Genomic DNA, 22,441 nt, shown 5'->3' with positions numbered 1-22,441 from the left:
CACTTTATAGCATAAAGCGTAGCCTGTATGCTATTCCAAATTAGGCAAAATGAAAACAGAAAATTCAGATTAATCGGGATTTTTTGCTTTTGTACAACATTAAGGAGACAAAAATGCAGAAAAAACGCTTTCTTGTTTATGGTCAGGTACAAGGTGTTGGATTTCGTTATTTTACTTGGAACGAAGCACAAAAAATCGGTGTGTTAGGTTTTGTGCGAAATTTATGGGATGGCTCTGTGGAGGTGATAGCTTGTGGTTCCGAGGAGCAAATTGAAACCTTTTCTGCATGGTTGCATCACGGGCCACGCACCGCTAAGGTAACGCAAGTTTTTGTGGAAGATTACCTTAGCGAACGGGAATTTACCGAGTTTCAGGTGCTACATTAAATCTGAGTCTTATTTTGCTATACACAAGCGCAATTAAGAATACTGCTGCTTGGAGCAAGATGATACAAGGACCGGTTGCGCCGTCAATGTGATAACTGACAATCGTGCCTAAAATGCTGGTGCTGATTGAGGTCACCAAAGCAATGGCAATCATATAATCAAAACGTTTGGTTAAAATAAATGCCGTAATGCCCGGTGAAATTAGCATAGCAACGACTAAAATAACGCCCACTACTTGCATGGCGCTCACGATGGTTAAGGCGAGAAGAATCAGCAAGCTGTAATGCAGGAGTCGAGGAGATAAGCCGACAATTTTGGCTTGCGTGGCATCAAAACAATACAGCAGAAAATCCTTACGGCGCAAAAAAACAACCAAAAAAATGACCGCACTTATGACCAGTGTTTGAAGCATTTCTGCATCGCTCACGCCAAGCAAGTTACCAAATAAGATATGGGTTAAATGTTGATCCGTTTCAATTTTGGTGAACAATACAATCCCGAGAGCAAACATCCCTGAAAAGACAATGCCCATGGCGGTATCTTCTTTAATACGACTGTTTTCTTTTAAATATCCCACGCAGACGGAACAAGTTAAACCTGCGACAAAGGCACCGATAGCTAAGGGCAATCCTAACCAGAAAGCCACCACAATGCCCGGCAGAACGGCATGCGAAATCGCATCTCCCATCAACGACCAACCTTTCAACACTAAATAGCAGGATAGCATGGCGCAAATAATGGATACCAATAACGCTGTAATCAAAGCATTTTGCATAAACGGATAGGTGAAAGGCTCGGTGAACCACTGATAAATGGCGGTCATTGTTGCACCTCTTCTTGCGTAATCGGTTTACGTTGACGTAATAAGCCGTATTTTGGTGAGAAAATGAAGGCCAATAGGAAAAGTGCGGTCTGAATACAGACAATGACGGCACCGGTCGCACCATCTAAGAAATAGCTGATATAAACCCCAATGGCACTGGAAAGGATACCTAGGATAGTCGCGATGATAGCAAGGGTTTTAAATCGATCGGTAAGTAAATAAGCGGTTGCGCCCGGTGTGATCACCATCGCGATGACCAAAATAGCGCCGACGGTTTGTAAGGCGGCAACGACACAAGCGCTGAGTAAAGTAAAAAACAGCACTTTGTAATAAATCGGTGTGAGGCCTACGGAAGTGGCATGGACTTCATCAAAGAAAATTAATAACAGATCTTTCCAAAAAATGAGTAATAAAATCAGACTAATGCCGATGATAATCGCCACTTGAATAATATCTTCATCCGCAATGCCTAGGATGTTACCTAACACAATGTCTTGCACATTGACGGAAGTCGGGTTGAGGGAAATGATCAGCAAGCCGAGAGCAAAAAATGTGGTAAAAATAAAGCCGATAACCGCATCTTCCCGTAGTTTGGTAATGGATTTTACCCATAAAATGGACACAGCAGCTAAAATGCCGGAGAAGAAAGCGCCTAATGCATAAGGCAGGGAAAGCGCATAAGCGATGGCAACACCGGGAACAACGGAATGGGAAAGGGCATCACCAATGAGCGACCAACCTTTTAGCATCAAATAGGCAGACAAAAAAGCACATACGCCACCCACTGCGGAACTGAGCAAGATGGCTTTCACCATATAATCATAGGAAAAAGGTTCCAGTAAGAGATCTAACATTATGGTTTTTCCTCTGATTTACAGTGTTTCACAATCGGCGCAGGTGGATCGACTTTGGTTTTACCATAGAACACCGCAGCCCGTTCATCATCGGTAAGCACTGTCACTGCTCGCGGATCTTCGTCATCGTGTAGGTCTGAACCGAGCAACTTAATGTGGCGCAATACGCCGCCAAAGGCCAGTTCCAAATTATGTTGATTGAAGGTCGTGTCCGTTGAGCCGGCTGCAATTACGGTACGATTAATCATCACCACCTGATCACAAAAATCCGGTACAGCACCCAAGTTATGGGTAGAGACCAAAATGAGATGGCCTTCGCTACGTAATTGCCCGAGTAAATCGACAATGGCATTTTCTGTTTGCACATCAACGCCGGTAAAAGGTTCATCCAGTAAAATAATCTGACTTTGTTGGGCAAGCGCGCGGGCTAAAAAGACCCGTTTTTTCTGACCACCGGAAAGCTCGCCAATTTGACGGTGAGCAAGGTGCTCAATATTCACCCGTTGCATGGCTTCTTGCACTTTTTGCTTATCTATTTCACTTGGGCGGCGCAACAAATTCATGTAGCCGTAGCGTCCCATGAGCACCACATCATAAACAGATACTGGGAATTGCCAGTCCACTTCTTCTGACTGGGGAACATAAGAGACCAGGTCTTGTTTTAATGCCTGCTTTATTGGCAAATGACACAACGTAATATTGCCTTGTTGTGGATTAATCAACCCCATTAGACTTTTAAATAGGGTTGATTTTCCGCTTCCATTTACGCCTACAAGAGCACAAGTGGTGCCGCCTTCTAAGTGGAAGGTGACATCGTGGATGGCGGTATGACCGTTGTTATAGCGAACGGTTACATCTTCAACACAGATCGAGGCAATATTAGATGACATTATTTTTCAAATCCTTTTGCGATAGTGGAAACGGTGGTATTCAACAAATCAATATATGTCGGTACCGGGCCTTTTTTATTGGAAAGGGAATCCACATAAAGCACGCCACCGTATTTCGCACCGGTTTCTTTCGCGACTTGTTTTGCCGGTTTAGGTGAAATGGTACTTTCACTGAAAACGACCGGAATGTTGTTGGCCTTAACAGTTTCAATGACTTTACGAACCTGTTGAGGCGTACCTTGCTGTTCGGCATTAATCGGCCATAAATAGGCTTCTTTAAAACCATAGTCACGGGTGAGATAGCTAAATGCCCCTTCACTGGTAACCAACCAACGTTGAGCTTCTGGCACTTGCGCTAATTTTTCGCGGAGTGGTTTATCCAACTCTTTGATTTTTTGTGCATAAAGTGCGGCGTTTTTTTCGTATGTTTCTTTATTCTGCGGATCGTATTTCACCAACGCATTTTTAATGTTCTCAATATAAATCAATGCATTGGAAGGGGACATCCAAGCGTGCGGATTCGGGTTACCGGTATAAGGACCTTCATGAATAGACATTGGTTCAATACCTTCAGTCACAACAACAGCCGGTTTATCTTTCACGTTTTGGAAGAATTTTTCAAACCAACGTTCAAGATTTAAACCGTTCCATAATACTAAGTCGGCAGATTGGGCTTTCACAATATCTTTTGGTGTCGGCTCATAATCGTGAATTTCTGCACCTGGTTTGGTGATAGATTCCACGGTAGCGACATCACCGGCGATATTCTGCGCCATGTCTTGAATGATGGTGAAGGTGGTAACAACTTTGAATTTTGCATAAGCCAAGCTGCTACTTAAACTTAGTGTAAGTACGCTGATGAGGGTTGCGAGTAAACGCATGATTTTTCTCCTTAGTTTTTTAATTATAGAATAACAACATAAGTTGCGAGGATGATTATATTCTTTTATTTTTTAAATGCAAATGATTCGCAAATTGGTTATAGGCATTTTGCCGGTTTAGGTAATCCGGCTAATTTGGTTGCCTGTTTGGCAGGGCCATCGGGAAACAGCCGTTGTAAATAACGGCTATTCCCTTTGTCTTCACCCAGTTTTTGTGCAGTGGCTTTTACTAGCATTCGAATAGCAGGAGAGGTTTTATATTCTTGATAAAAATCCCGCACAAAATGGATAATTTCCCAATGCGCTTCGGTGAGTTCTAAATTTTCTAATGTTGCAATAGCCAATGCCACATCCGGGGTCCAATCATTAATATTTAATAAATAGCCTGACGCATCAGTTTCAATTTGCTTATTATTTACACTCAACATCGTGATAACCTTATTGTTTTCATGGGTTTGATTATACAAAAACGCCCCAGAAAAGGGGCGTTGAATTTATCTATCAAATTAATAATTAATCTCTGGAAGAGAAGAATGAAAGCAAGTTTAATAAGCTGATAAACAGGTTATAGATAGACACGAATAAACTTACGGTCGCACGAATATAGTTGGTTTCTCCGCCGTGGATAATGTTGCTGGTTTCATACAAAATCCCCATGGTGGAGAATACGATGAATAGCGCGCTGATACCCACATAAAGTGCCGGGAAGTGGAAGAAGAAACTCGCTACCATGCCAACTAACAATACAACGAATAACGCCAACATTGTACCGGATAAGAAAGACATGTCTTTTTTGGTGGTCAACACATAAGCGGAGCAGGCAAAGAAGGTAATTGCCGTACCGGCCAACGCTAACACGATAGCATCACCCAAACCCGCGCTTACATACATATTCAAAATTGGCCCAATGGTATAACCCAAGAAACCGGTGAATGCAAACGCAGCCAAAATACCTAATCCACTATTCGCCAAGGCGTTTGTTAAGAAAAGCAAACCATAGAAACCCACAAGCAGAACGATTAACCCCGGGCGAGGTAAATCCATTGCCATAGAAACATAAGCCACCACGGCGGAAAATGCTAATGTTAACGCCAACAAGAAATACGTGTTGCGCAGTACTTTGTGTGTACTAAGTAACGATTCTTCTCTGCTGTCAACAATAATACGAGATTGCATAAAAGCTCCTTTAGTGTAAAGAAAATAATAGGTTGAAACCTTTGTGTAAGGTAAGGGCTAGGACACTAAATGTCAATTATTCCGCATAAATATTTTTAGATAGAGGAATAAAAGTGCGGTCAAAAAAATGATTGTTTTTCTGACCGCACTTTCTATGTTTGCGCGAAGATAGAGCAACTATTTTTCTGCCTTGAAAATCCCTGAAGAGCCTTCGGAATAGTCTTTCGGCTGATCGTCTGAATTTGTCGGCAACGGATTCCCTTTGTCATCCAATAAATTATGTTGGAACAATGCCTTGTCAGTGAGTTCCGGCAATAACCGATTAGAGGATTGTGCAAGGTGTTGATACAGTTTTTGATAATCCTGTGCAAGGGATTTCAACAAATCGGCACTTTCCGAAAAATGTTTCTCCAATTGTTGTTTTTGATTTTCCAACTGTTCTTTTGCGGCGCGTAATTCCGCTTCGGTTTTCACTTGTTTTTTGGCAGATTCTTTGGTGAGTCGTAATAAAAAATAACCAATAATAAAACCAACCACTAAACCGATTAATGCAGCTTGCCACATTTCAGTTGTCCAACTTTGCATAAATAACCTCCTCTAAATTTATGTGAAACAATTGGTTAAATCATAGCTTGAATGTTTTTGTATTTCTATGTGTTAGATCACAGAACGAAAATTTTCCATAAAAAAATGACAACTTAGTTTTTAAACGGTCATTTTGGTTATTGATGACGTGGTACATCAGAACGTTTAGTCTTATCTTCTTCATCGCTACTTGCTAAAACTTGAAGGGTTTTAATTGGTAACAAAGCCGTATCGGCTACAAAGCTAAATGGTAGATCTATTAAATACAACGATTTTATGAATGCATCTGCTAAATCAGCCGATGTTCCGTGAGATCGAGAACGATCATTAAGCGACTCAATATCCATTCGTGTACCGCTGTAAAATTTAGGTTTATCTAAGGTTTCAAGAGTGGCACAAGTATTTAATAATATGGTTATTGATATTGTTGCGAGTATTTTTTTCATGAAATTTTCCTAGGTTATTGAATATGTGAGGCGTTGTGTAGCTTTTCGATTATAGTGTTTTTCTTTGCTAATTCAATGAGTTGATAGGTTTTTCTACATTCCCTTAACAGAAATAAAAAGGGTGAATTGCTTCACCCTGATAAAAACGCTTAAAAAAATGACCGCACTTTACTGCCAATTTTCACGTTTTGCCTTTTGCAATTTAGCATAGGCTGCCAATAATTTTTGATGTTCACTAAAGTTAGCGAGAGTTTCGTCGCTGGCAGGCAGGTTATAGAACGGATTTCCACCTTGAATCGCGCCCCACGCAAATGCCACCGCGTCTTTGCCATACATTTTGTCGAATACCATACGGTATTGTTGTGGCGTGCGTTTGCTGTCCATAAATAATTCAAGGCTGCTAATTAAGCAACGGTAATAATTAGCGCGTTCAGCGGTGAACACGGAGCTGTTCATATTGTATGTCCAGTTCGCCCAGTCTAACGCCATTGCCAAGTCGCCTAAAGCGAGATAAAGCATGGATTTTAATTCACCGATGCGCAAAGTTGTCCAGCCGCTGGCTTTCGGTGCCACGATGCCGATAAATTCACGTACGCGGGTGGCGTCGTCAATGTCTTGTTCGTCCAGTTCGTCCAATAATTCTTGATAGGTTTCTTTGTCGTGGTGGAAGTGCGGTAAATCCAACAGGATTTCTCGCCAGTCCATGCCCATGTTACTGTTGGCGTAAATTAAGTCGTCTGCCGGATAAATATCGGACATGCTCGGCACGATGATGCGACAGGCGTAAACACCTAAGTGATTGTAGTCCATGATGTAAACCTCTTTGTTTTCCTCGCGGAGAACCGCCATGAGATTGTCGTATTCTTCATGGGTATCTTTGCCGGAGAAATCCCAATCGGCGAACTCATAATCCGGTGTGTCTTTGAATAAATCCCAAGAAATTAAACCGCTGGAATCAATAAAGTGGGTTTCCAAATTGGCGTGTTCGGCCACATCATCGTTATTGAATGACGGCGGGGCGAAAACGTCCAACTCTTTTAGGCTACGACCTTGTAATAATTCGGTGACGGTGCGCTCTAATGCCACTTGGAATTTTGGGTGCGCTCCGAAAGAGGCAAAACACGTGCCATTGGTCGGGTTGAGTAAAATGACACAAATCACCGGATATTTACCGCCAAGAGAGGCGTCATACGCCAAAATCGGGAAACCTTCCTGTTCTAGTTTATCAATAGACGCTTGAATGGACGGATAACGCGCCATTACGTCTTGCGGAATTAACGGCAGGCTGATCGCTTCTGCGATGATTTTATTTTTCACATAGCGCTCAAACACTTCCGACAATCCCTGTACACGGGCTTCAAATTGGCTGTTGCCGGCAGACATACCGTTGGAAACATAAAGGTTAGAGATAATATTTTGCGGAATATACACCGTCTGTTGATCTGATTGGCGTACATAAGGCAGCGCGACAATGCCTCGCTCATAGTTGCCCGATTGCAAATCCACTAAAAGTTCAGGTGTCAGCTCTTGATTCGGATCGAAATGTTCAAATAAATGATCGTCTAAAATACCACGAGGCAATAGGGCTTCATCTTCAATAGGGAACCATTTTTCGTTCGGATAGTGCACAAAATCGCTATTGGCAATGTCTTGCCCTAAATAGAAATCCGTCCAGAAATAGTTGGTGGAAAGACGCTCAAAATATTCGCCTAATGCGGAAGCTAATGCCGCTTTTTTACTGGCACCCTTGCCGTTGGTGAAACATTGCGGGCAGTCTTTGTCACGAATATGTACCGACCACACGTTTGGCACGGGATTTAACCACGAGGCTTCTTCAATGTTAAAGCCAAGTGCGGTCAGTTTTTGTTGAAATTTTTCAATACTTTCCTCAAGGGCGGCATCTTTGCCGAGAATAAAGGTTTGTTCGGTCATAATGTTCCTATTTTTGATGTATTTTCTTCTTGAATAACCAATAAAAATATGAATTTTTCTCCTCTTCCGTAAACGGGCGAGGGGAAGATAAACTGAATTTAAAGTGGCAACCCGGCAAACACGGCATAACCTTCTTGCATGCCATGCACACGATAGTCTGTATCTGCTTCAACGAACGCCGCTTGTCCTTGTTTCAAAGTGAGTTTTTGTTGTGCGGCTTCCAATGTGATTTCGCCAGTCATTACTAAGAGAATCGTGCCGTTTAAAGTGCGGTCGGAAATCTCGGTGTTTTTTGCGTAAGGCATATTGCTCAAGGCAAAATCGGCAATGGGCGTCGGATAGGTGTAAACCTGATTTTTAGGTGCCGGCGCGATAATCTGAGGGACAATTTCACTGCAATCGATGATTTTTAGCAATTGTTCGATATCAACGTGTTTTGGCGTTAGACCGCCACGAATGACATTGTCGGAACAGGCCATTAGTTCAATATTTTGTCCGCGTAAATATGCGTGCGGCACGCCGGCCGCTTGGAAAATACCTTCGCCAACCTGCAAATTCACAATATTGAACAAGTAAAAACTCATTAAGCCTGCATCTAACTTGTCTCGGGAAATCTGCATGGCGTGCAATGTGTAAAGCACCCAGTAATCAGGATCCTGCATGGCAAGTTGATTTTGCTCGTAAGCCTTCTGTTGACCCTCAATAATCGGCAAGAGCCATTGTGCTAATTGATCTTGTTTGGCTAACATAATGTCAGCGTAAAAATCCGCTAAATTCTGCGAGGCCAATTTTGTTGCCAGATCCGCAAGTGACGTGCGTTGGCGTAGGGTGTCGAGAATTTTGGATTTGGTTTTAAAACCATGTAAAAGCCAAAAATCGGACAAAGCAATCATCATTTCCGGCTTATGGTTATCGTCCTTATAGGTGCGCTTCGGATCATTTAACGGGATGCCTGCGGCATTTTCCTGCGCAAAGCCAATTTCAGCTTGTTTTTTAGTCGGGTGCAACTGAATGGAAAGGGGATTGGCGACATCTAAAATTTTCAGCAAATAAGGCAAATTATCACCAAACAATTGACGACTTTGTGTACCAAGTGCGGTGGGATTTTTGTGTAGAAAATCAAGTAATGATATTTCACCGTTGGCGATAAGTAATTGTGACGGGGCGGAAATGTGTGCGCCTAACCAATATTCAGCGTATGGTTCTTGATTGTTTGTGACATTTAGTAAGTTCGCAATATAATGTTTGCCACCCCAAGCATAAGGTTGAATACAGCCTTTTAGTTGATAAATACCGGCCATGTTAATTTCCTCTGTCAGTGTTTTGTCGCGTTATATTGGGCACGCATTTTAGCATATTTTCACTTTTGGCTGTTGCTATAAACGTGCTTTTTTTATACATTTAGCAATGTCTAAAATTTTTATTTTGCAAGGTATTTTTTTTCCTTTGTCTAATTAAATTTTAGACGGTTCACCCCATTGAATTAACCTTAGGAGGAATAAAAATGGCGCAAGGACATTATGAATTAAAAACAGCAAAAGACGGTCAATTTATGTTCAACTTGATCGCCACTAACGGACAAATCATTTTAACCAGCGAGCTTTATAAAACCAAAGCTTCTGCGCAAAACGGCATTGCCTCAGTGCAGAAAAATGGCGTGGATGAGAAAAATTTTGAGCTTCGAACCACTAAAAGCGATCAACCATATTTCGTGTTGAAAGCAGCCAACCATCAGGAAATCGGTCGTGGCCAATATTATTCTTCCCAAGCTGCCACTAAAAAAGGTATTGAATCCGTGATTAACAATGCTTCTACCACGGTAATCAAAGAAGCTTAATTGGTATTTTTTTCTAAAATCGGCATTTTCGAATGCCGATTTTTTTGTCCTAACTAATCACGTCCAGTCAGTTTTCTTGTTAAAACGAGATCTTAATCATGTTTTTTGTTTATATATTGAAGTAGTATTCTAAAAATATTTAGCACATGGAAAATTAACTCCATAAAAAAAGAAAATGGATTTCAGTTAAACATAGTGAATAGGAGACGAATTATGTTTAAACAACTTCAACAAGTAGGTAAAGCTTTTATGTTGCCGATCGCCATTTTACCGGCGGCCGGTTTATTATTAGGTATCGGCGGTGCCTTATCCAACAAGGCCACCGTGCAAGCCTATCCTTTGTTGGATAACCCTGTTTTGCAAGGCATTTTTCAGATCATGTCGGCTGCCGGTTCGGTGGTGTTCGGTAATTTGGCACTATTACTTTGTATAGGTTTAGGCATTGGTTTAGCCAAACGGGATAAAGGGGTTGCAGCGTTAGCGGCAACGGTCGGCTATTTGATCATGACCGGTACGATTGCAGCATTGATTCCGCTGTTTTCACCGGAAACCAAAGGAATTGATACGGGCGTGATCGGTGCTTTGGTGATGGGGTTGATTACCGTCAAACTGCACAATAAATATCATAATATTCAATTGCCTCAAATTTTAGGCTTTTTCGGCGGTTCACGTTTTGTGCCGATTGTTACCTCCTTTGCGGCGATTTTTGTCGGCGCCATCTTCTTTTTAATTTGGCCGACATTTCAAAATTGGTTGTTGTCTGCCGGTGAACATATTGCTTCTATGGGCGCAATCGGAACATTCTTTTATGGCTTCCTCATGCGCTTATGTGGTGCAGTAGGCTTACACCACATGATTTATCCTTTATTTTGGTACACCGAATTAGGCGGTACGGAAATCGTGAATGGTGAAACCATTATCGGGGCGCAAAAAATCTTCTTTGCCCAATTGGCGGATCCGAATCACCAAGGTTTATTTACGGAAGGTACACGTTTCTTCGCAGGCCGTTTTGACACCATGATGTTCGGCTTGCCGGCAGCCTGTTTGGCGATGTATCACTGTGTGCCGAAAGCGCGTCGTAAAACCATTGGCGGGTTATTCCTTGGTGCGGCGTTGACCTCTTTTATTACAGGGATCACCGAGCCTATCGAATTTATGTTCTTATTCGTTGCACCTTGGTTGTATGTTTTCCACGCCTTTTTAGACGGTGTATCCTTCTATATTGCCGACATTTTGAATATTTCCATCGGTAACACGTTCTCCGGTGGATTTATTGACTTCCTGTTGTTTGGGATCTTGCAAGGCAATGAAAATACCAACTGGTTTACGGTAATTTGGGTCGGCGTATGTTGGGCGGCGTTGTATTATTTCAGCTTCCGTTTCTTAATTACGCAATTTAATGTGATGACCCCGGGACGTGCAGAAGAGCAAGAAGACAGCGTGGAACAGCAAACCTCTTCTTTAACGGAAAACGCCCACGAGATCATCAACGCCCTAGGTAGTGCAGAAAATATTGAAAACGTGGATGCTTGCATTACCCGTTTACGGGTGGCAGTGAAAGACGTCAAATTAGTGGATAAACCACGCTTAAAAGCGTTAGGCGCCGTTGAAGTATTAGAAGTTGGTGGTGGCGTACAAGCAGTTTATGGGGCTAAAGCAGTATTATATAAAAGCGAGATTAACCAGATTCTAGGTAAAGAAGATTAATTTTTTCCTCACTACAAATAGGAACGGTCAGAAATTAATTTATTTCTGACCGTTATTTTTTTCTTTAAAGACTAAAGATCTTCCGCTTGTTTCAACGCTTCTGCCAGTTGTAAAAACGCCGGAATTTTTGACCGCACTTTTTGCGGATTAAGCGTCAACGGGTAGGTGCGTTTTTGCGCCACGATAACCGTTAACGGGGCAAACCAACCGGCGGCTTGATGGGATAGCGCCAAATTCCGCTGTTCCAAAATATCAAAGTTTAGTAATTCCAACCAATCAATGATCCGCCAAATGCAATAATGACGTGAAGGGAAGTCTCCCGTTTTTGATTTAAAAAATAGACCGTTAAACGGATTAAACAGACTGAGGAACAAATAGCCGTCATCGGTGAGAACGCGGTGGGTTTCGCGCAACACTTGATGGGGATCTTGGACAAAATTCAGCGTGTTAGTCAGCACACAAGCATCCAACTGCTGTTGAATAAAGGGGAGTTCGGTGAGCTTGGCTTGTACAACAGAATGATGATCGTCTAAAAGTGCGGTCAAATTTTCCGTTATTTTTTCGCTGAGACTAATTTGGTGGCGCAAGGGCAAATCACATTGAATTTCTGCGCTAAGTCCGCCAATTTTCAGAATCTGATAACCACAAATTTTTGTAAACCAAGGGGCAAAATAAGCGTTTAATGCGTTACAATAAGCGCACCCATTTGGCAGTTGTTGCCAACCGGTGGGCATCGCCAGTGACTTTTCATATTTAGCACGCCACATCATGGTAACTCCGAGGTCCTATGTTAATTCCGATTCCTGCGTTAAACGATAATTATATTTGGCTTTATGCACGGGAAAATTTACCGTTGCTCATTGTTGACTTGCCCGAAACCGACAAGCTATTTCACTTGTTGGAAGAACAACATTTTTCCGTTGAAGCATTGTTGCTCACGCACAACCATGCGGATCACACGGACGGTGTTGCGGCGTTTAAACAACGTTTCCCGCAAGTACCGATTTATGGTCCGGCAGAGTGTGTTGAACATGGGCTGACGCAGGTGATTAATGAAGGCGACCTTATCACCGAACATTACCAAATTCAAGTGCTACCCAGTGGCGGACATACAGCGCAGCATGTGAGTTATTGGGTGGATGGGCATTTGTTTTGCGGTGATGCCTTATTTTCCGCCGGTTGCGGGCGGGTATTTACCGGTGATTATGCGCAAATGTTCGCCACCATGCAGCGTTTCGCGGCGTTGCCTGAGGACACCATTGTTTGCCCGGGACATGAATATACGTTAAGTAATTTAGCGTTTGTGCAAAACGTTTGGGCAAACAAAAGTGCGGTGGAAAATCATCGTGTTTTGGTGGCGCAGTTACGTGCTGAAAATAAACCAAGCCTACCGACCACGATAGGCTTGGAAAAACAAATTAATCCGTTTTTAACGGCAACCAACTTGGCGCAATTTACCCAATTACGCCAGGCAAAAGATAAGTTTTAGCGAGTTGAGGGTAAATAAAAATTTAGGGCGGATAAGAGGCAAATAGCGACCTCAAAAGGCATTAGTAGATTAATGAGTTTTTTATAATCAATTACCGTGTTAATCGGTTTTTCTATTTTGACCGTGCCCACTTATTTGATGGTACGCAATAAAATTGCAGATTAATGGCTTTTTTCTTACATCAATTTGCCCAAAACTTGGCAATTCAGCTAGAATATGCCCGTTTTAATTTCTATCTTTTATTTTTCTGTGGGACAAATTTCGCCGCATTTGTATTTTAAAGAGAAAGTGCGGTGATTTTTTCATGTATTTTTTATGACGATTTTAGTTCTGGGTATCAATCACAAAACCGCTTCTGTTGCGTTACGGGAAAAAGTTGCGTTTTCTGACGAAAAGCGCGCTTTTGCCTTGCGTAATATTCAGCAAACCGAATTGGCGGAAAGCGCGGTTATTTTGTCCACTTGCAATAGAACAGAAGTCTATTTACACAATAAACGTGTTTCACCGCAAGAAGCACAAAGTTGGATTACACAGGCAGTGCAATGGTTTTCGACGATCCATCAGTTGGATTTAGCTGAGCTTAATCGTTGTATTTATATTCATGAAAATCTGCCGGCGGTAAATCATTTGATGGAAGTAGCTTGTGGCTTGGATTCGCTAATTTTGGGCGAACCGCAAATTTTAGGGCAGGTGAAACAAGCCTATCAAATGAGTGAAGAGTATTATCAACACGAACATCAGTCCATTTCCGGCGAACTCTCCCGTTTATTCCAAAAAACCTTTGCGACGGCGAAGCGGGTGCGGACTGAGACCAATATCGGCGAAAGTGCAGTGTCCGTTGCTTATGCTGCGTGTAGCTTGGCGCGTCAGATTTTTGAGTCTTTACGCGATCTAACGATTTTGTTAGTGGGCGCAGGTGAGACGATTGAATTGGTTAGTCGCCATTTGTTGCGCCATGGCGTAAAAAACATTGTTATTGCTAACCGCACTTTAGCCCGTGCGGAGACCTTATTGGACAAATTAGAGCGGCCGCAAAATGTTCAGGCGATTGGTCTGGAACGGTTGCAAGAAGGATTGAATCAAGCGGATATCGTGATTAGCTCAACGGGTAGTCCAACCGTGCTCATTACGCAAACAATGGTGGAGATGGCGCAACAACAGCGGGATTATAAACCGATATTGTTGGTGGATATTGCGGTGCCCCGTGATATTGAAGAAAGTGCGGCGGAATTAGACAGCGTTTATCATTACACTGTGGATGATTTGCAAAATATTATCCAGCATAACTTAAGTCGGCGGGAACAGGCTTCGGAGCAAGCAAAAGAGATTATTCGGCAGGAATGTCAGGATTTCTTTGAGTGGTTAAAAGTACATCAATTTTCTAATTTGATTCGCAAATACCGTGAAAATGCCGATCAAACCCGACAAGTTTTATTGGAAAGAGCTTTGAACGCAATACAACAGGGTGAAGATGCCGAACTTGTGGTGCAAGAATTAAGCTATAAATTAATGAATAAGTTAATTCATTCGCCGACACAAGCCATGCAGACGATGGTAAAAAACGGCAATGCTACCGGTTTACAAATGTTTTCCAAAGCCCTTGGCATGGAGCAGGAATAGCTATTTCCTATTTATGAAATCCGCTTTAAAATAATTCAATTCATATTTTGTGGGAGAATAAAATGCGAGAAAATCATCAAATCGCAAATGTTGATTTAGTGAAACAGATGAATAGTGCGGTGGTCTATAAACTTATCGATCAACAAGGGCCTATTTCTCGTATTCAAATTTCAGAAACCAGTCAACTTGCACCGGCAAGCGTGACGAAAATTACCCGTTATTTATTGGCGCGCGGTCTGATTAAAGAGGTGGAGCAGCAAGAATCCACGGGTGGTCGCCGTGCAACCTCTATCGTGGCCGAATATAAAGCCTTCCGTGCCATTTTAATCAGCTTAGGACGTGAACACTTAACTTTAGCGATTATGGATTTATCCACTAAGTTGCTCAAAAAAGAGGTGTTTGATTTACCTGTCCATCAATCTCCAAAAGAATTTGAAGCGTTTTTATTTCAGCATTTAGAAGCGTTCATTCAAGCTAATCAAAAACGCAGTAGCGAATTCATTGCTATCGGGATTACTGTGCCGGGATTTGTGGACATGAAAAGTAATATGATTGAACAAGTACTGCATTTTGAGCTCAATGAGCCTTGGGATTTGGCCAATCATATTGCGGCACACTTTAATTTACCGACATTTATCGGTCATGATGTGCGCAGTTTAGCCCTTGCCGAGCATTATTTCGGCGTGACAAAAGATTGTTATGATTCTTTGTTGTTGCGTATTCACAGAGGGGTTGGTGCGGGAATTGTGATTAATCATGAAGTCTTTTTGGGTTATAAGAATAATGTGGGGGAAATCGGACATATTCAGGTAGATCCATTAGGCAAGCGTTGTATGTGCGGTAATGTGGGTTGTTTGGAAACGGTTGTTAGTAATTCTGCGATTGAAAATAAAATGTCGGAGTTATTGGAAGATGGCTATCAAAGCAAATGGCTTTCTTTAGAGGCTCATGATATTGAAGCGATTTGTAAAGCCAGCAATAAACAAGACGCGGTGGCAACGGAGCTAATTGAACACGTTGGAGTGCAAATCGGGCGTGTGCTGGCGATGAGCGTAAATATGTTTAATCCGGAAAAAATAGTAATTTCCGGTGAAATTACCCAAGCGAAAAATGTGTTATTTGCTGCAATTCGTCGCACCTTAGAAAGCCACGCATTACCTGCGTTTGTGCAAAATACGCCGTTAGAAGCATCCGAATTAAGCAATGAAGATGTTATCGGTGCGTTTGCTTTGGTTAAGCGTGCATTGTATGACGGCAGTTTGTTGCGTCGTTTGATTGAGGAATAAAAACACTCAGGCTGTAAAGTGCGGTCAAAAAACAATGTTTTTTGAATATTGGCTTTATCAACAGCTCCAAAGGAATGAGTAGGTTTCTATGCGAGCTTGTGAATAAAATTAATACGATTTGTTTAATCTCTATTCGAATGTTCCGAAAATATTTATTTTAATAAAAAAATGGTTGACGAGTAGGGTCGATATCCGCATAATACGCTCCGCAAAGTCAATGAGATAGTTGCAAATAAATGGCTATGTAGCTCAGTTGGTTAGAGCACAACACTCATAATGTTGGGGTCACAGGTTCGAATCCCGTCATAGCCACCATATTGCGGGACTGGCGAAATTGGTAGACGCACCGGATTTAGGTTCCGGCGCCGCGAGGTGTGTGGGTTCAAGTCCCTCGTCCCGCACCATTCATTTCATTGATATCAATATAGTAGTTGGGGTATCGCCAAGCGGTAAGGCACCGGGTTTTGATCTCGGCATTCCTAGGTTCGAATCCTAGTACCCCAGCCATACTATTCCAAATTCTATTTTTCAGTACACTTTCTATTGGGGTATCGCCAAGCGGTAAGGCACCGGGTTTTGATCTCGGCATTCCTAGGTTCGAATCCTAGTACCCCAGCCATGTTCCTTATTAATAAAATTAAATTTCTACTTTTTATTTAGTTATCAATGTGATAAAGGCGCATTGTATGCGCCTATTTTGTATTTAATACCCGACTGTTTTCCCTTCAGGATTGCGTGGGTCGGAATAACCATAGAAGCCATTTTCGGTGGCTTGGATGATTTGAACCCGTCCCATTGGGGCTTTTTCTTTAATGTTGTAACCTTGCGCTTTGAGTAAAGACAAGGTATCCGGACTTAAGCCTTCTTCTATACGTAACTCATCAGGCAACCATTGATGATGAACGCGCGGGGTCACGATGGCTTCTGCCGGGTTCATTTTGTGGTCGATGGTATTGACGATACTTTGTAGTACGGTCGTGATAATTCGTGCGCCACCGGGGCTACCGGTGACTAACCACGGTTTATTGTCCTTCATTACTAAGGTTGGCGTCATGGATGAAAGCGGGCGTTTTTGCGGCGCAATGGCATTGGCCTCGCCGCCGATAAGCCCAAAAGCGTTTGGTACGCCCGGTTTGGCGGAGAAATCATCCATTTCGTCATTTAACAGAATTCCTGTGCCTTCTGCCACAATGCCACTACCGAAGTTAAAGTTGAGGGTATAGGTCACTGCCACCGCATTACCGTGCTTATCCATAACGGAAAAATGGGTGGTTTGGTCACTTTCGTAAGGTTGCGGCTTACCCGGTTTGATTTCACTTGCCGCTTTCACTTTACTGTCGCTAATACCTTGGGCTAATTCATCAGCGTATTTTTTCGAGATTAAGCCTGTTACCGGAATTTTTACAAAATCAGGATCGCCTAAATATTCGGAACGGTCGGCGTAGGCAAGTTTCATCGCTTCCGCCAAATAGTGAATGCTTTTGGCACTGTTCACGCCGTAATCAGCCATCGGATAGCGTTCCAAAATATTCAAAATTTGCACTAAATGCACTCCGCCGGAACTTGGTGGCGGCATAGTCACCACTTTATAACCGCGATATTCGCCTTCAATCGGTTTACGTTCCACGACTTTATAGCCTTTTAAATCTTCCAGCGTGATTAAGCCTTGATTTTTCTCCATTTCAGCGACAATTTTCTTGGCTATATTGCCTTCATAAAAGGCTTTTGCCCCTTGTTTGGCAATCAGTTTTAGAGAGTTAGCCAAGTCTTTTTGCACTAACAAATCGCCTTCTTGCAACGGCTCACCATTTTTAAAGAAGATGGCTTTTGATTGCGGCCATTTGCCTAAATTGTCTTTTTCTTCTTTTAATGTACTTGCTAACATCGGGCCAACTACAAAGCCCTTTTCTGCCAATTTAATGGCCGGTGCAATGACTTGAGCGAGGGACATTGTGCCCCATTTTTTCAAGGCATATTCCATACCGGCAACAGTGCCCGGTACACCTACGGCAAAATGAGTGTAAAGAGAACGACCGTCAATCACGTTACCGTCTTTATCCAAATACATATCACGATCTGCTTTCAACGGAGCAGTTTCACGGAAATCAACGGAATAATTGCCGCCGCTTTTGGCATCGTGTAATACCATAAAGCCACCGCCACCAATATTGCCTGCATTAGGCAACACCACCGCCAGCGCAAAGCCTACGGCAACGGCGGCGTCAACGGCGTTACCACCTTGGCGTAAAATGTCTGCGCCCACTTGTGTGGCTAAACCTTGTTCACTGGCAACCATCCCCTGTTTGGCATAAACAGGATGGAAGATATCATTGGCGCTGTCATAACGCGCTGCTGCCAATTCCGTTGCAGACGGTGTGGCAGCCGGTTGATTAGCTATGGCAAATGGGCTTCCCACTGCGAGGGCAATAGAAAGCGCTAAACTGCTAAATAAGCATTTGGTGGCGAGTTTTTTCATATTTTCTCCTGTTGTGTGTGCAATAACTGCTTTGAGATTAACCTAATTTTGGTGATTAAAACAACAAGAGATCGTAAGGTGAGCGATGAATTTGTGACTTAGATCATGTTTTAATATTTTTTTTAATGTTTCAGATAAATAAATTTTATGTGATTTCGTTTTGTCGAATAAAGAAAAGAGGGCGGTCATGTATTATAAAAAATACGAAAAAAACTGACCGCACTTTTGGCTGGAAGAGAGGGGTTATTTTACGCTAGTGATCTTACTGGTCTTTTTTAAACGCCATAACTGATAAATATGCACGACAACTAGAAATGCGTTTAATAATGCTACCGGGTAGGTTTGGGTGATGAGGGCGTAAACTACAAATAATGCGGCACCAATGCTATTAACGATACGAAGCGGAACGATGGATTTAAATAAAAAAGATGCGGCGACAATTAATGTTGCGACATAACCGAAAATTTCGACAGAGTCAATTCCAAACATAAATTACCTCAAATTAGTGAGTAAGAAAGGGGGCCTATGATATGGTAAATAGCGAGCAGTTGCAAAATCTTTACAAATAGGTCGTAGAGTACGGTTCGTTTTAGAAACGTTTTTTGTGGTTTAGATAAGATAAAAAATGGGTGTATGTAATGCACCCTTGGATCATTGTTATTTTAAACCGCACTTTGTAGAGATCTGTTACGTGTGTTCGTTAATCTCAAAAGTGCGGTGCTTTTCCTGCGTTTTTATGCTTTTTTATACAACTGTGGCAACGCGGAATCTTTATTTTTCGCAAGTAAACCGGTGCGGGAATAGATACCGAGTTTGTCACGAGTATCGGAGATATCAAGGTTACGCATGGTTAACTGACCAATACGATCCACTGGGTCAAATGGGGCGTTTTCCACTTTTTCCATACTCAAACGTTCCGGATGATAAGTTAGGTTAGGGGATTCAGTATTGAGTAAGGAATAGTCATTACCACGGCGTAATTCTAAGGTGACTTCACCGGTGATAGCACGAGCTACCCAACGTTGGGCTGTTTCACGCAACATCAGGGCTTGCGGGTCGAACCAACGACCTTGATATAACAAGCGACCTAAACGGATACCGTTGATGCGGTATTGTTCAATAGTGTCTTCGTTGTGGATACCGGTTACTAAACGTTCGTAAGCAATATGCAATAGTGCCATGCCAGGAGCTTCATAAATGCCACGAGATTTGGCTTCGATGATGCGGTTTTCGATTTGGTCGGACATGCCTAGACCATGACGACCACCAATGCAGTTGGCTTCTAAGAACAATTCCACGATATTATCGAAAGTTTTGCCATTTAATGCTACCGGTACACCTTCTTCAAAACGCACGGTTACTTCTTCTGCTTTGATTTGTACGTCTTCGCGCCAGAATGGCACACCCATAATTGGGTTAACGATGCGAATACCGGAATTTAAAAATTCCAAATCTTTGGCTTCGTGGGTAGCACCAAGCATATTGGAGTCGGTGGAGTAGGCTTTTTCGACAGACATTTTGTAATCAAAGCCATTTTCGATTAAGAAATTGGACATTTCAAAACGACCGCCCAGTTCGTCGATAAATTGTTGATCTAACCAAGGTTTATAGATTTTTAAATTTGGATTGGTCATTAAACCGTAGCGATAGAAACGTTCAATGTCGTTGCCTTTATAGGTGCTGCCGTCACCCCAAATATTCACATTATCTTCTTTCATGGCAGACACTAACATAGTGCCGGTGACCGCGCGACCTAAGGGGGTGGTATTAAAATAAGTTAACCCACCGGTGGTAACATGAAACGCGCCACACTGGATAGCGGCGACACCTTCTTGGGCTAATTGGGTGCGGCAGTCGATTAGGCGTGCCATTTCTGCACCGTATTCTTTAGCTTTGCGTGGAATGGCATCGTAGTCATCTTCATCCGGTTGGCCTAAATTGGCGGTGTAAGCACAAGGAATTGCGCCATGTTGGCGCATCCAAAGCAAAGCCGCACTGGTGTCTAAGCCACCGGAAAAGGCTATGCCGACTTTTTCACCTTTCGGTAAGTGTTGTAAAATGGTATTTGACATATTTTTCTTTCCTTATTTGTGTTTATGATTTCTGTCCCTTTGAGGCTATTTTAGGTTATACAAAGGGAAATAACGATGCTTAACCCAAAATATTGGCTATTCTAGAGTTAAAAATGACCGCACTTTTATTCTTCTGTTGTAAGCATTAAATTTGGATCCGGGTATTGGTAAACAAATTCCAATTCATTGCAAATTTTTTCCGCCATGATAATGCGCTGCGGATCTTGATCTGTACTAATAAAGTGCGGTAGTTCCAGCGCGTATTTTTCAGCAGCGTGACGGTAATATTCTTCCCGCGTCGGGTGAATTGGTGCGGCCAAATGGTATAAGCGATAGCCTCCGGGCGTTTCTAACAATAATTGAATGGCACGGGCGCAATCGTCTAAATGGACCAAATTCACCGGAGAATGACCGCACTTAAGCTCCTGTTTACCGGCAAGAGAGTAAATTGGGTGGCGATCGTTGCCGACTAAACCTGCAAAACGAATAATGTCGCAATCAATGTCTTGCATCTGAGCTAATCCGTTTTCGATTTCAACCAATGCACGACCAATATCGCTATCCGGTTGTGGAGTAACAGACTCGTCAAAATAAGCGGAAATATCAGGAAAAACAGAAGTGGAGCTAATAAAAATAATATGACTAACGCCATGTAACAAGGCTTCGTTAACCAAATTTTGTACGCTTTGGACGTACTGATTGAGATCAAAAAAATATTGGCTTGGTGGAATATTAATGATCAACGAATCAACATTGAGTAGCGCACTGACATCGTCAGGATCGGCATTAATTTCAGGGGTAAGTTCTAAATGATAGGCTTCCAAACGCATTAAACGCATTTGTTCTACACCTTCGTGGGTTCGTTTTGTACCTTTTACATCCCAGCCTAGATTTTTTAAATGTCGTGCTAGTGGCAAACCTAGCCAACCTAATCCGACAATGGCGACCGACCTCATATTACTCCTATTCCAGTTATAAAAATTCCCACTATTCTAATGCATAGCGGGAATACCTTTAAAGCTATTTCATCAATAAATCCAAGGCTTCTTGATATTTATCAACAGTTTTTTGAATGACATCCGCAGGCACTTTCGGTGCCGGTGGTTGTTTATTCCAACCGCTATTTTCTAACCAATCGCGAATAAATTGCTTATCGAAGGATGGTGGGTTTGTGCCTTCTTGATAGGTTTCTACCGACCAAAAACGGCTGGAGTCCGGCGTTAATACTTCATCCATCAATGTTAATGTGCCGTTTTCATCCAATCCGAATTCAAACTTGGTATCACAAATAATGATACCTTTAGTTAGCGCGTATTTTGCCGCTTCGGTATAAAGAGCAATAGCTTTTTCTTTCACTTGTACCGCTAAATCTTTACCAATGAGTTTTTCGCATTCGGCATAGCTGATATTAATGTCGTGGTTGCCGATTTCTTCTTTGCTGGACGGCGTGAAAATCGGCTCGGGCAATTTACTGGCTTCTACTAAGCCTTTTGGTAATTCTAAGCCGCAAATGGTACCGGTTTGTTTATAATCTTTCAGACCGCTGCCGGTTAAATAACCGCGCACAATGGACTCAATTTTAATTGGGGTTAAGCGTTTACAAACTACGGCGCGATCTTTTACCAAGTCCGCTTCGGCTTTGGGGAGCACATCATAAATGCTATCGCCGGTGAAGTGATTTGGCATGATATGGGCAAGTTTATTGAACCAGAAATTGGAAATTTTGGTAAGAATTTCGCCTTTACGCGGAATCGGATCATCTAAAATCACATCAAAGGCCGATAAACGATCTGTCGCCACCATTAACATCCGTTTATCATCAATTTCATATAAATCTCGAACCTTGCCCGAATAGATTTTTTTTAGACTGAGTTGTGTCATGTTATTCCCTTTTTATCTGCGTAAAAGTCGTGGCGTGTATTGTACCGCACTTTTGACGCAAACGTTTGCATTTTTTCTGGGAAATTGTATGAGTTCTATT

General features: G+C 42.3%; 22 protein-coding genes and 4 tRNA genes. 10 read left to right on the top strand and 16 right to left on the bottom strand.

The window, feature by feature from the left end; translation table 11 throughout:
• Window positions 1–113 precede the first annotated feature (113 nt).
• A complete protein-coding gene (locus tag EL144_RS03075) occupies window positions 114–386 on the top strand; it encodes an acylphosphatase (protein ID WP_005703691.1) in 273 nt (90 codons plus the stop codon).
• Here EL144_RS03075 and EL144_RS03070 read toward each other — a convergent pair.
• From EL144_RS03070 to manA, 10 genes are all read right to left on the bottom strand, one after another.
• Window positions 361–1,209 carry a metal ABC transporter permease gene (locus EL144_RS03070; protein WP_050332757.1) on the bottom strand — a complete coding sequence of 283 codons (849 nt, stop codon included), beginning with the start codon at window positions 1,207–1,209 and terminating at the stop codon, window positions 361–363. The two genes, EL144_RS03075 and EL144_RS03070, sit on opposite strands and share 26 nt — an antisense overlap.
• A complete protein-coding gene (afeC, locus tag EL144_RS03065; protein ID WP_005703695.1) occupies window positions 1,206–2,063 on the bottom strand; it encodes an iron ABC transporter permease subunit AfeC in 858 nt (285 codons plus the stop codon). Before afeC ends, EL144_RS03070 begins: the two co-directional genes overlap by 4 nt.
• Entirely contained in the window at window positions 2,063–2,953 is an 891-nt protein-coding gene (afeB, locus tag EL144_RS03060) for an ironABC transporter ATP-binding protein AfeB (protein ID WP_005703696.1), read from the bottom strand. The genes afeC and afeB overlap by 1 nt, the downstream gene beginning before the upstream one ends.
• Window positions 2,953–3,834, bottom strand: coding sequence for an iron ABC transporter substrate-binding protein AfeA (gene afeA, locus EL144_RS03055; protein ID WP_050332759.1), 882 nt, complete (start codon window positions 3,832–3,834; stop codon window positions 2,953–2,955). Before afeA ends, afeB begins: the two co-directional genes overlap by 1 nt.
• 98 nt (window positions 3,835–3,932) lie before the next feature.
• Window positions 3,933–4,262 carry a TusE/DsrC/DsvC family sulfur relay protein gene (locus EL144_RS03050; protein ID WP_005703700.1) on the bottom strand — a complete coding sequence of 110 codons (330 nt, stop codon included), beginning with the start codon at window positions 4,260–4,262 and terminating at the stop codon, window positions 3,933–3,935.
• An 85-nt stretch (window positions 4,263–4,347) separates the two neighbouring features.
• Window positions 4,348–5,010, bottom strand: coding sequence for a Bax inhibitor-1 family protein (locus EL144_RS03045; protein WP_005702689.1), 663 nt, complete (start codon window positions 5,008–5,010; stop codon window positions 4,348–4,350).
• 177 nt (window positions 5,011–5,187) lie between these two features.
• Window positions 5,188–5,595, bottom strand: coding sequence for a YhcB family protein (locus tag EL144_RS03040; protein ID WP_032995103.1), 408 nt, complete (start codon window positions 5,593–5,595; stop codon window positions 5,188–5,190).
• 137 nt (window positions 5,596–5,732) lie between these two features.
• Window positions 5,733–6,041: a YceK/YidQ family lipoprotein gene (locus EL144_RS03035; protein ID WP_032995104.1), complete on the bottom strand. Its 309-nt coding sequence runs from the start codon at window positions 6,039–6,041 to the stop codon at window positions 5,733–5,735.
• Between the two features lie 168 nt (window positions 6,042–6,209).
• Complete coding sequence (gene ycaO, locus EL144_RS03030) at window positions 6,210–7,973, bottom strand: 30S ribosomal protein S12 methylthiotransferase accessory factor YcaO (protein WP_005703702.1); 1,764 nt, start codon at window positions 7,971–7,973, stop codon at window positions 6,210–6,212.
• Window positions 7,974–8,071: 98 nt separating this feature from the next.
• Window positions 8,072–9,274, bottom strand: a complete 1,203-nt coding sequence (gene manA / locus EL144_RS03025) for a mannose-6-phosphate isomerase, class I (RefSeq protein ID WP_005703703.1) — start codon at window positions 9,272–9,274, stop codon at window positions 8,072–8,074.
• A gap of 203 nt (window positions 9,275–9,477) precedes the next feature.
• Between manA and EL144_RS03020 the strand changes: the two genes are divergently transcribed.
• Both EL144_RS03020 and EL144_RS03015 read left to right on the top strand, forming a co-directional pair.
• Complete coding sequence (locus tag EL144_RS03020; protein ID WP_005703705.1) at window positions 9,478–9,810, top strand: YegP family protein; 333 nt, start codon at window positions 9,478–9,480, stop codon at window positions 9,808–9,810.
• Between the two features lie 213 nt (window positions 9,811–10,023).
• Complete coding sequence (locus EL144_RS03015; protein ID WP_005703706.1) at window positions 10,024–11,517, top strand: PTS transporter subunit EIIC; 1,494 nt, start codon at window positions 10,024–10,026, stop codon at window positions 11,515–11,517.
• 71 nt (window positions 11,518–11,588) lie between these two features.
• On the opposite strand, the gene EL144_RS03010 is transcribed toward EL144_RS03015, so the two are convergent.
• Window positions 11,589–12,284, bottom strand: coding sequence for a class I SAM-dependent methyltransferase (locus EL144_RS03010; protein ID WP_032995126.1), 696 nt, complete (start codon window positions 12,282–12,284; stop codon window positions 11,589–11,591).
• 20 nt (window positions 12,285–12,304) lie between these two features.
• Here EL144_RS03010 and gloB point away from each other — a divergent pair, with 20 nt between their 5' ends.
• The 7 genes from gloB (at window position 12,305) to EL144_RS02975 (ending at window position 16,531) form a co-directional block, all read left to right on the top strand.
• Window positions 12,305–13,006 carry a hydroxyacylglutathione hydrolase gene (gene gloB, locus EL144_RS03005; RefSeq protein WP_005703708.1) on the top strand — a complete coding sequence of 234 codons (702 nt, stop codon included), beginning with the start codon at window positions 12,305–12,307 and terminating at the stop codon, window positions 13,004–13,006.
• A gap of 315 nt (window positions 13,007–13,321) precedes the next feature.
• Window positions 13,322–14,626 (top strand): glutamyl-tRNA reductase, encoded by a 1,305-nt coding sequence (gene hemA, locus EL144_RS03000; protein ID WP_005703710.1) that lies wholly within the window; start codon window positions 13,322–13,324, stop codon window positions 14,624–14,626.
• A 62-nt stretch (window positions 14,627–14,688) separates the two neighbouring features.
• Window positions 14,689–15,912: an ROK family transcriptional regulator gene (locus EL144_RS02995; RefSeq protein ID WP_005703711.1), complete on the top strand. Its 1,224-nt coding sequence runs from the start codon at window positions 14,689–14,691 to the stop codon at window positions 15,910–15,912.
• Window positions 15,913–16,150: 238 nt separating this feature from the next.
• Window positions 16,151–16,227: transfer RNA gene (locus tag EL144_RS02990), tRNA-Met, on the top strand.
• 4 nt (window positions 16,228–16,231) lie between these two features.
• Window positions 16,232–16,316 (top strand) — tRNA-Leu (locus EL144_RS02985).
• A gap of 28 nt (window positions 16,317–16,344) precedes the next feature.
• Window positions 16,345–16,419 (top strand) — tRNA-Gln (locus tag EL144_RS02980).
• Window positions 16,420–16,456: 37 nt separating this feature from the next.
• A tRNA-Gln gene (locus tag EL144_RS02975) sits at window positions 16,457–16,531 on the top strand.
• A gap of 84 nt (window positions 16,532–16,615) precedes the next feature.
• Here EL144_RS02975 and ggt read toward each other — a convergent pair.
• The 5 genes from ggt to EL144_RS02950 form a co-directional block, all read right to left on the bottom strand.
• Window positions 16,616–18,388 carry a gamma-glutamyltransferase gene (gene ggt / locus EL144_RS02970; RefSeq protein WP_005703712.1) on the bottom strand — a complete coding sequence of 591 codons (1,773 nt, stop codon included), beginning with the start codon at window positions 18,386–18,388 and terminating at the stop codon, window positions 16,616–16,618.
• 243 nt (window positions 18,389–18,631) lie between these two features.
• A complete protein-coding gene (locus tag EL144_RS02965) occupies window positions 18,632–18,877 on the bottom strand; it encodes a YgjV family protein (protein WP_005703714.1) in 246 nt (81 codons plus the stop codon).
• Window positions 18,878–19,122: 245 nt separating this feature from the next.
• Window positions 19,123–20,460: an argininosuccinate synthase gene (gene argG / locus EL144_RS02960; RefSeq protein ID WP_005703715.1), complete on the bottom strand. Its 1,338-nt coding sequence runs from the start codon at window positions 20,458–20,460 to the stop codon at window positions 19,123–19,125.
• Window positions 20,461–20,585: 125 nt separating this feature from the next.
• Complete coding sequence (locus EL144_RS02955) at window positions 20,586–21,416, bottom strand: SDR family oxidoreductase (RefSeq protein WP_005703716.1); 831 nt, start codon at window positions 21,414–21,416, stop codon at window positions 20,586–20,588.
• 64 nt (window positions 21,417–21,480) lie between these two features.
• Window positions 21,481–22,341, bottom strand: a complete 861-nt coding sequence (locus EL144_RS02950) for a phosphoribosylaminoimidazolesuccinocarboxamide synthase (protein ID WP_005703717.1) — start codon at window positions 22,339–22,341, stop codon at window positions 21,481–21,483.
• Window positions 22,342–22,441: the final 100 nt, after the last annotated feature.

The organism is Aggregatibacter aphrophilus ATCC 33389, from assembly GCF_900636915.1.
In the GTDB taxonomy this organism is placed as follows: Bacteria; Pseudomonadota; Gammaproteobacteria; order Enterobacterales; family Pasteurellaceae; genus Aggregatibacter; species Aggregatibacter aphrophilus.
Note: the sequence above shows the minus strand (reverse complement) of the source record. Positions and strands in the feature narration are given on the sequence as shown.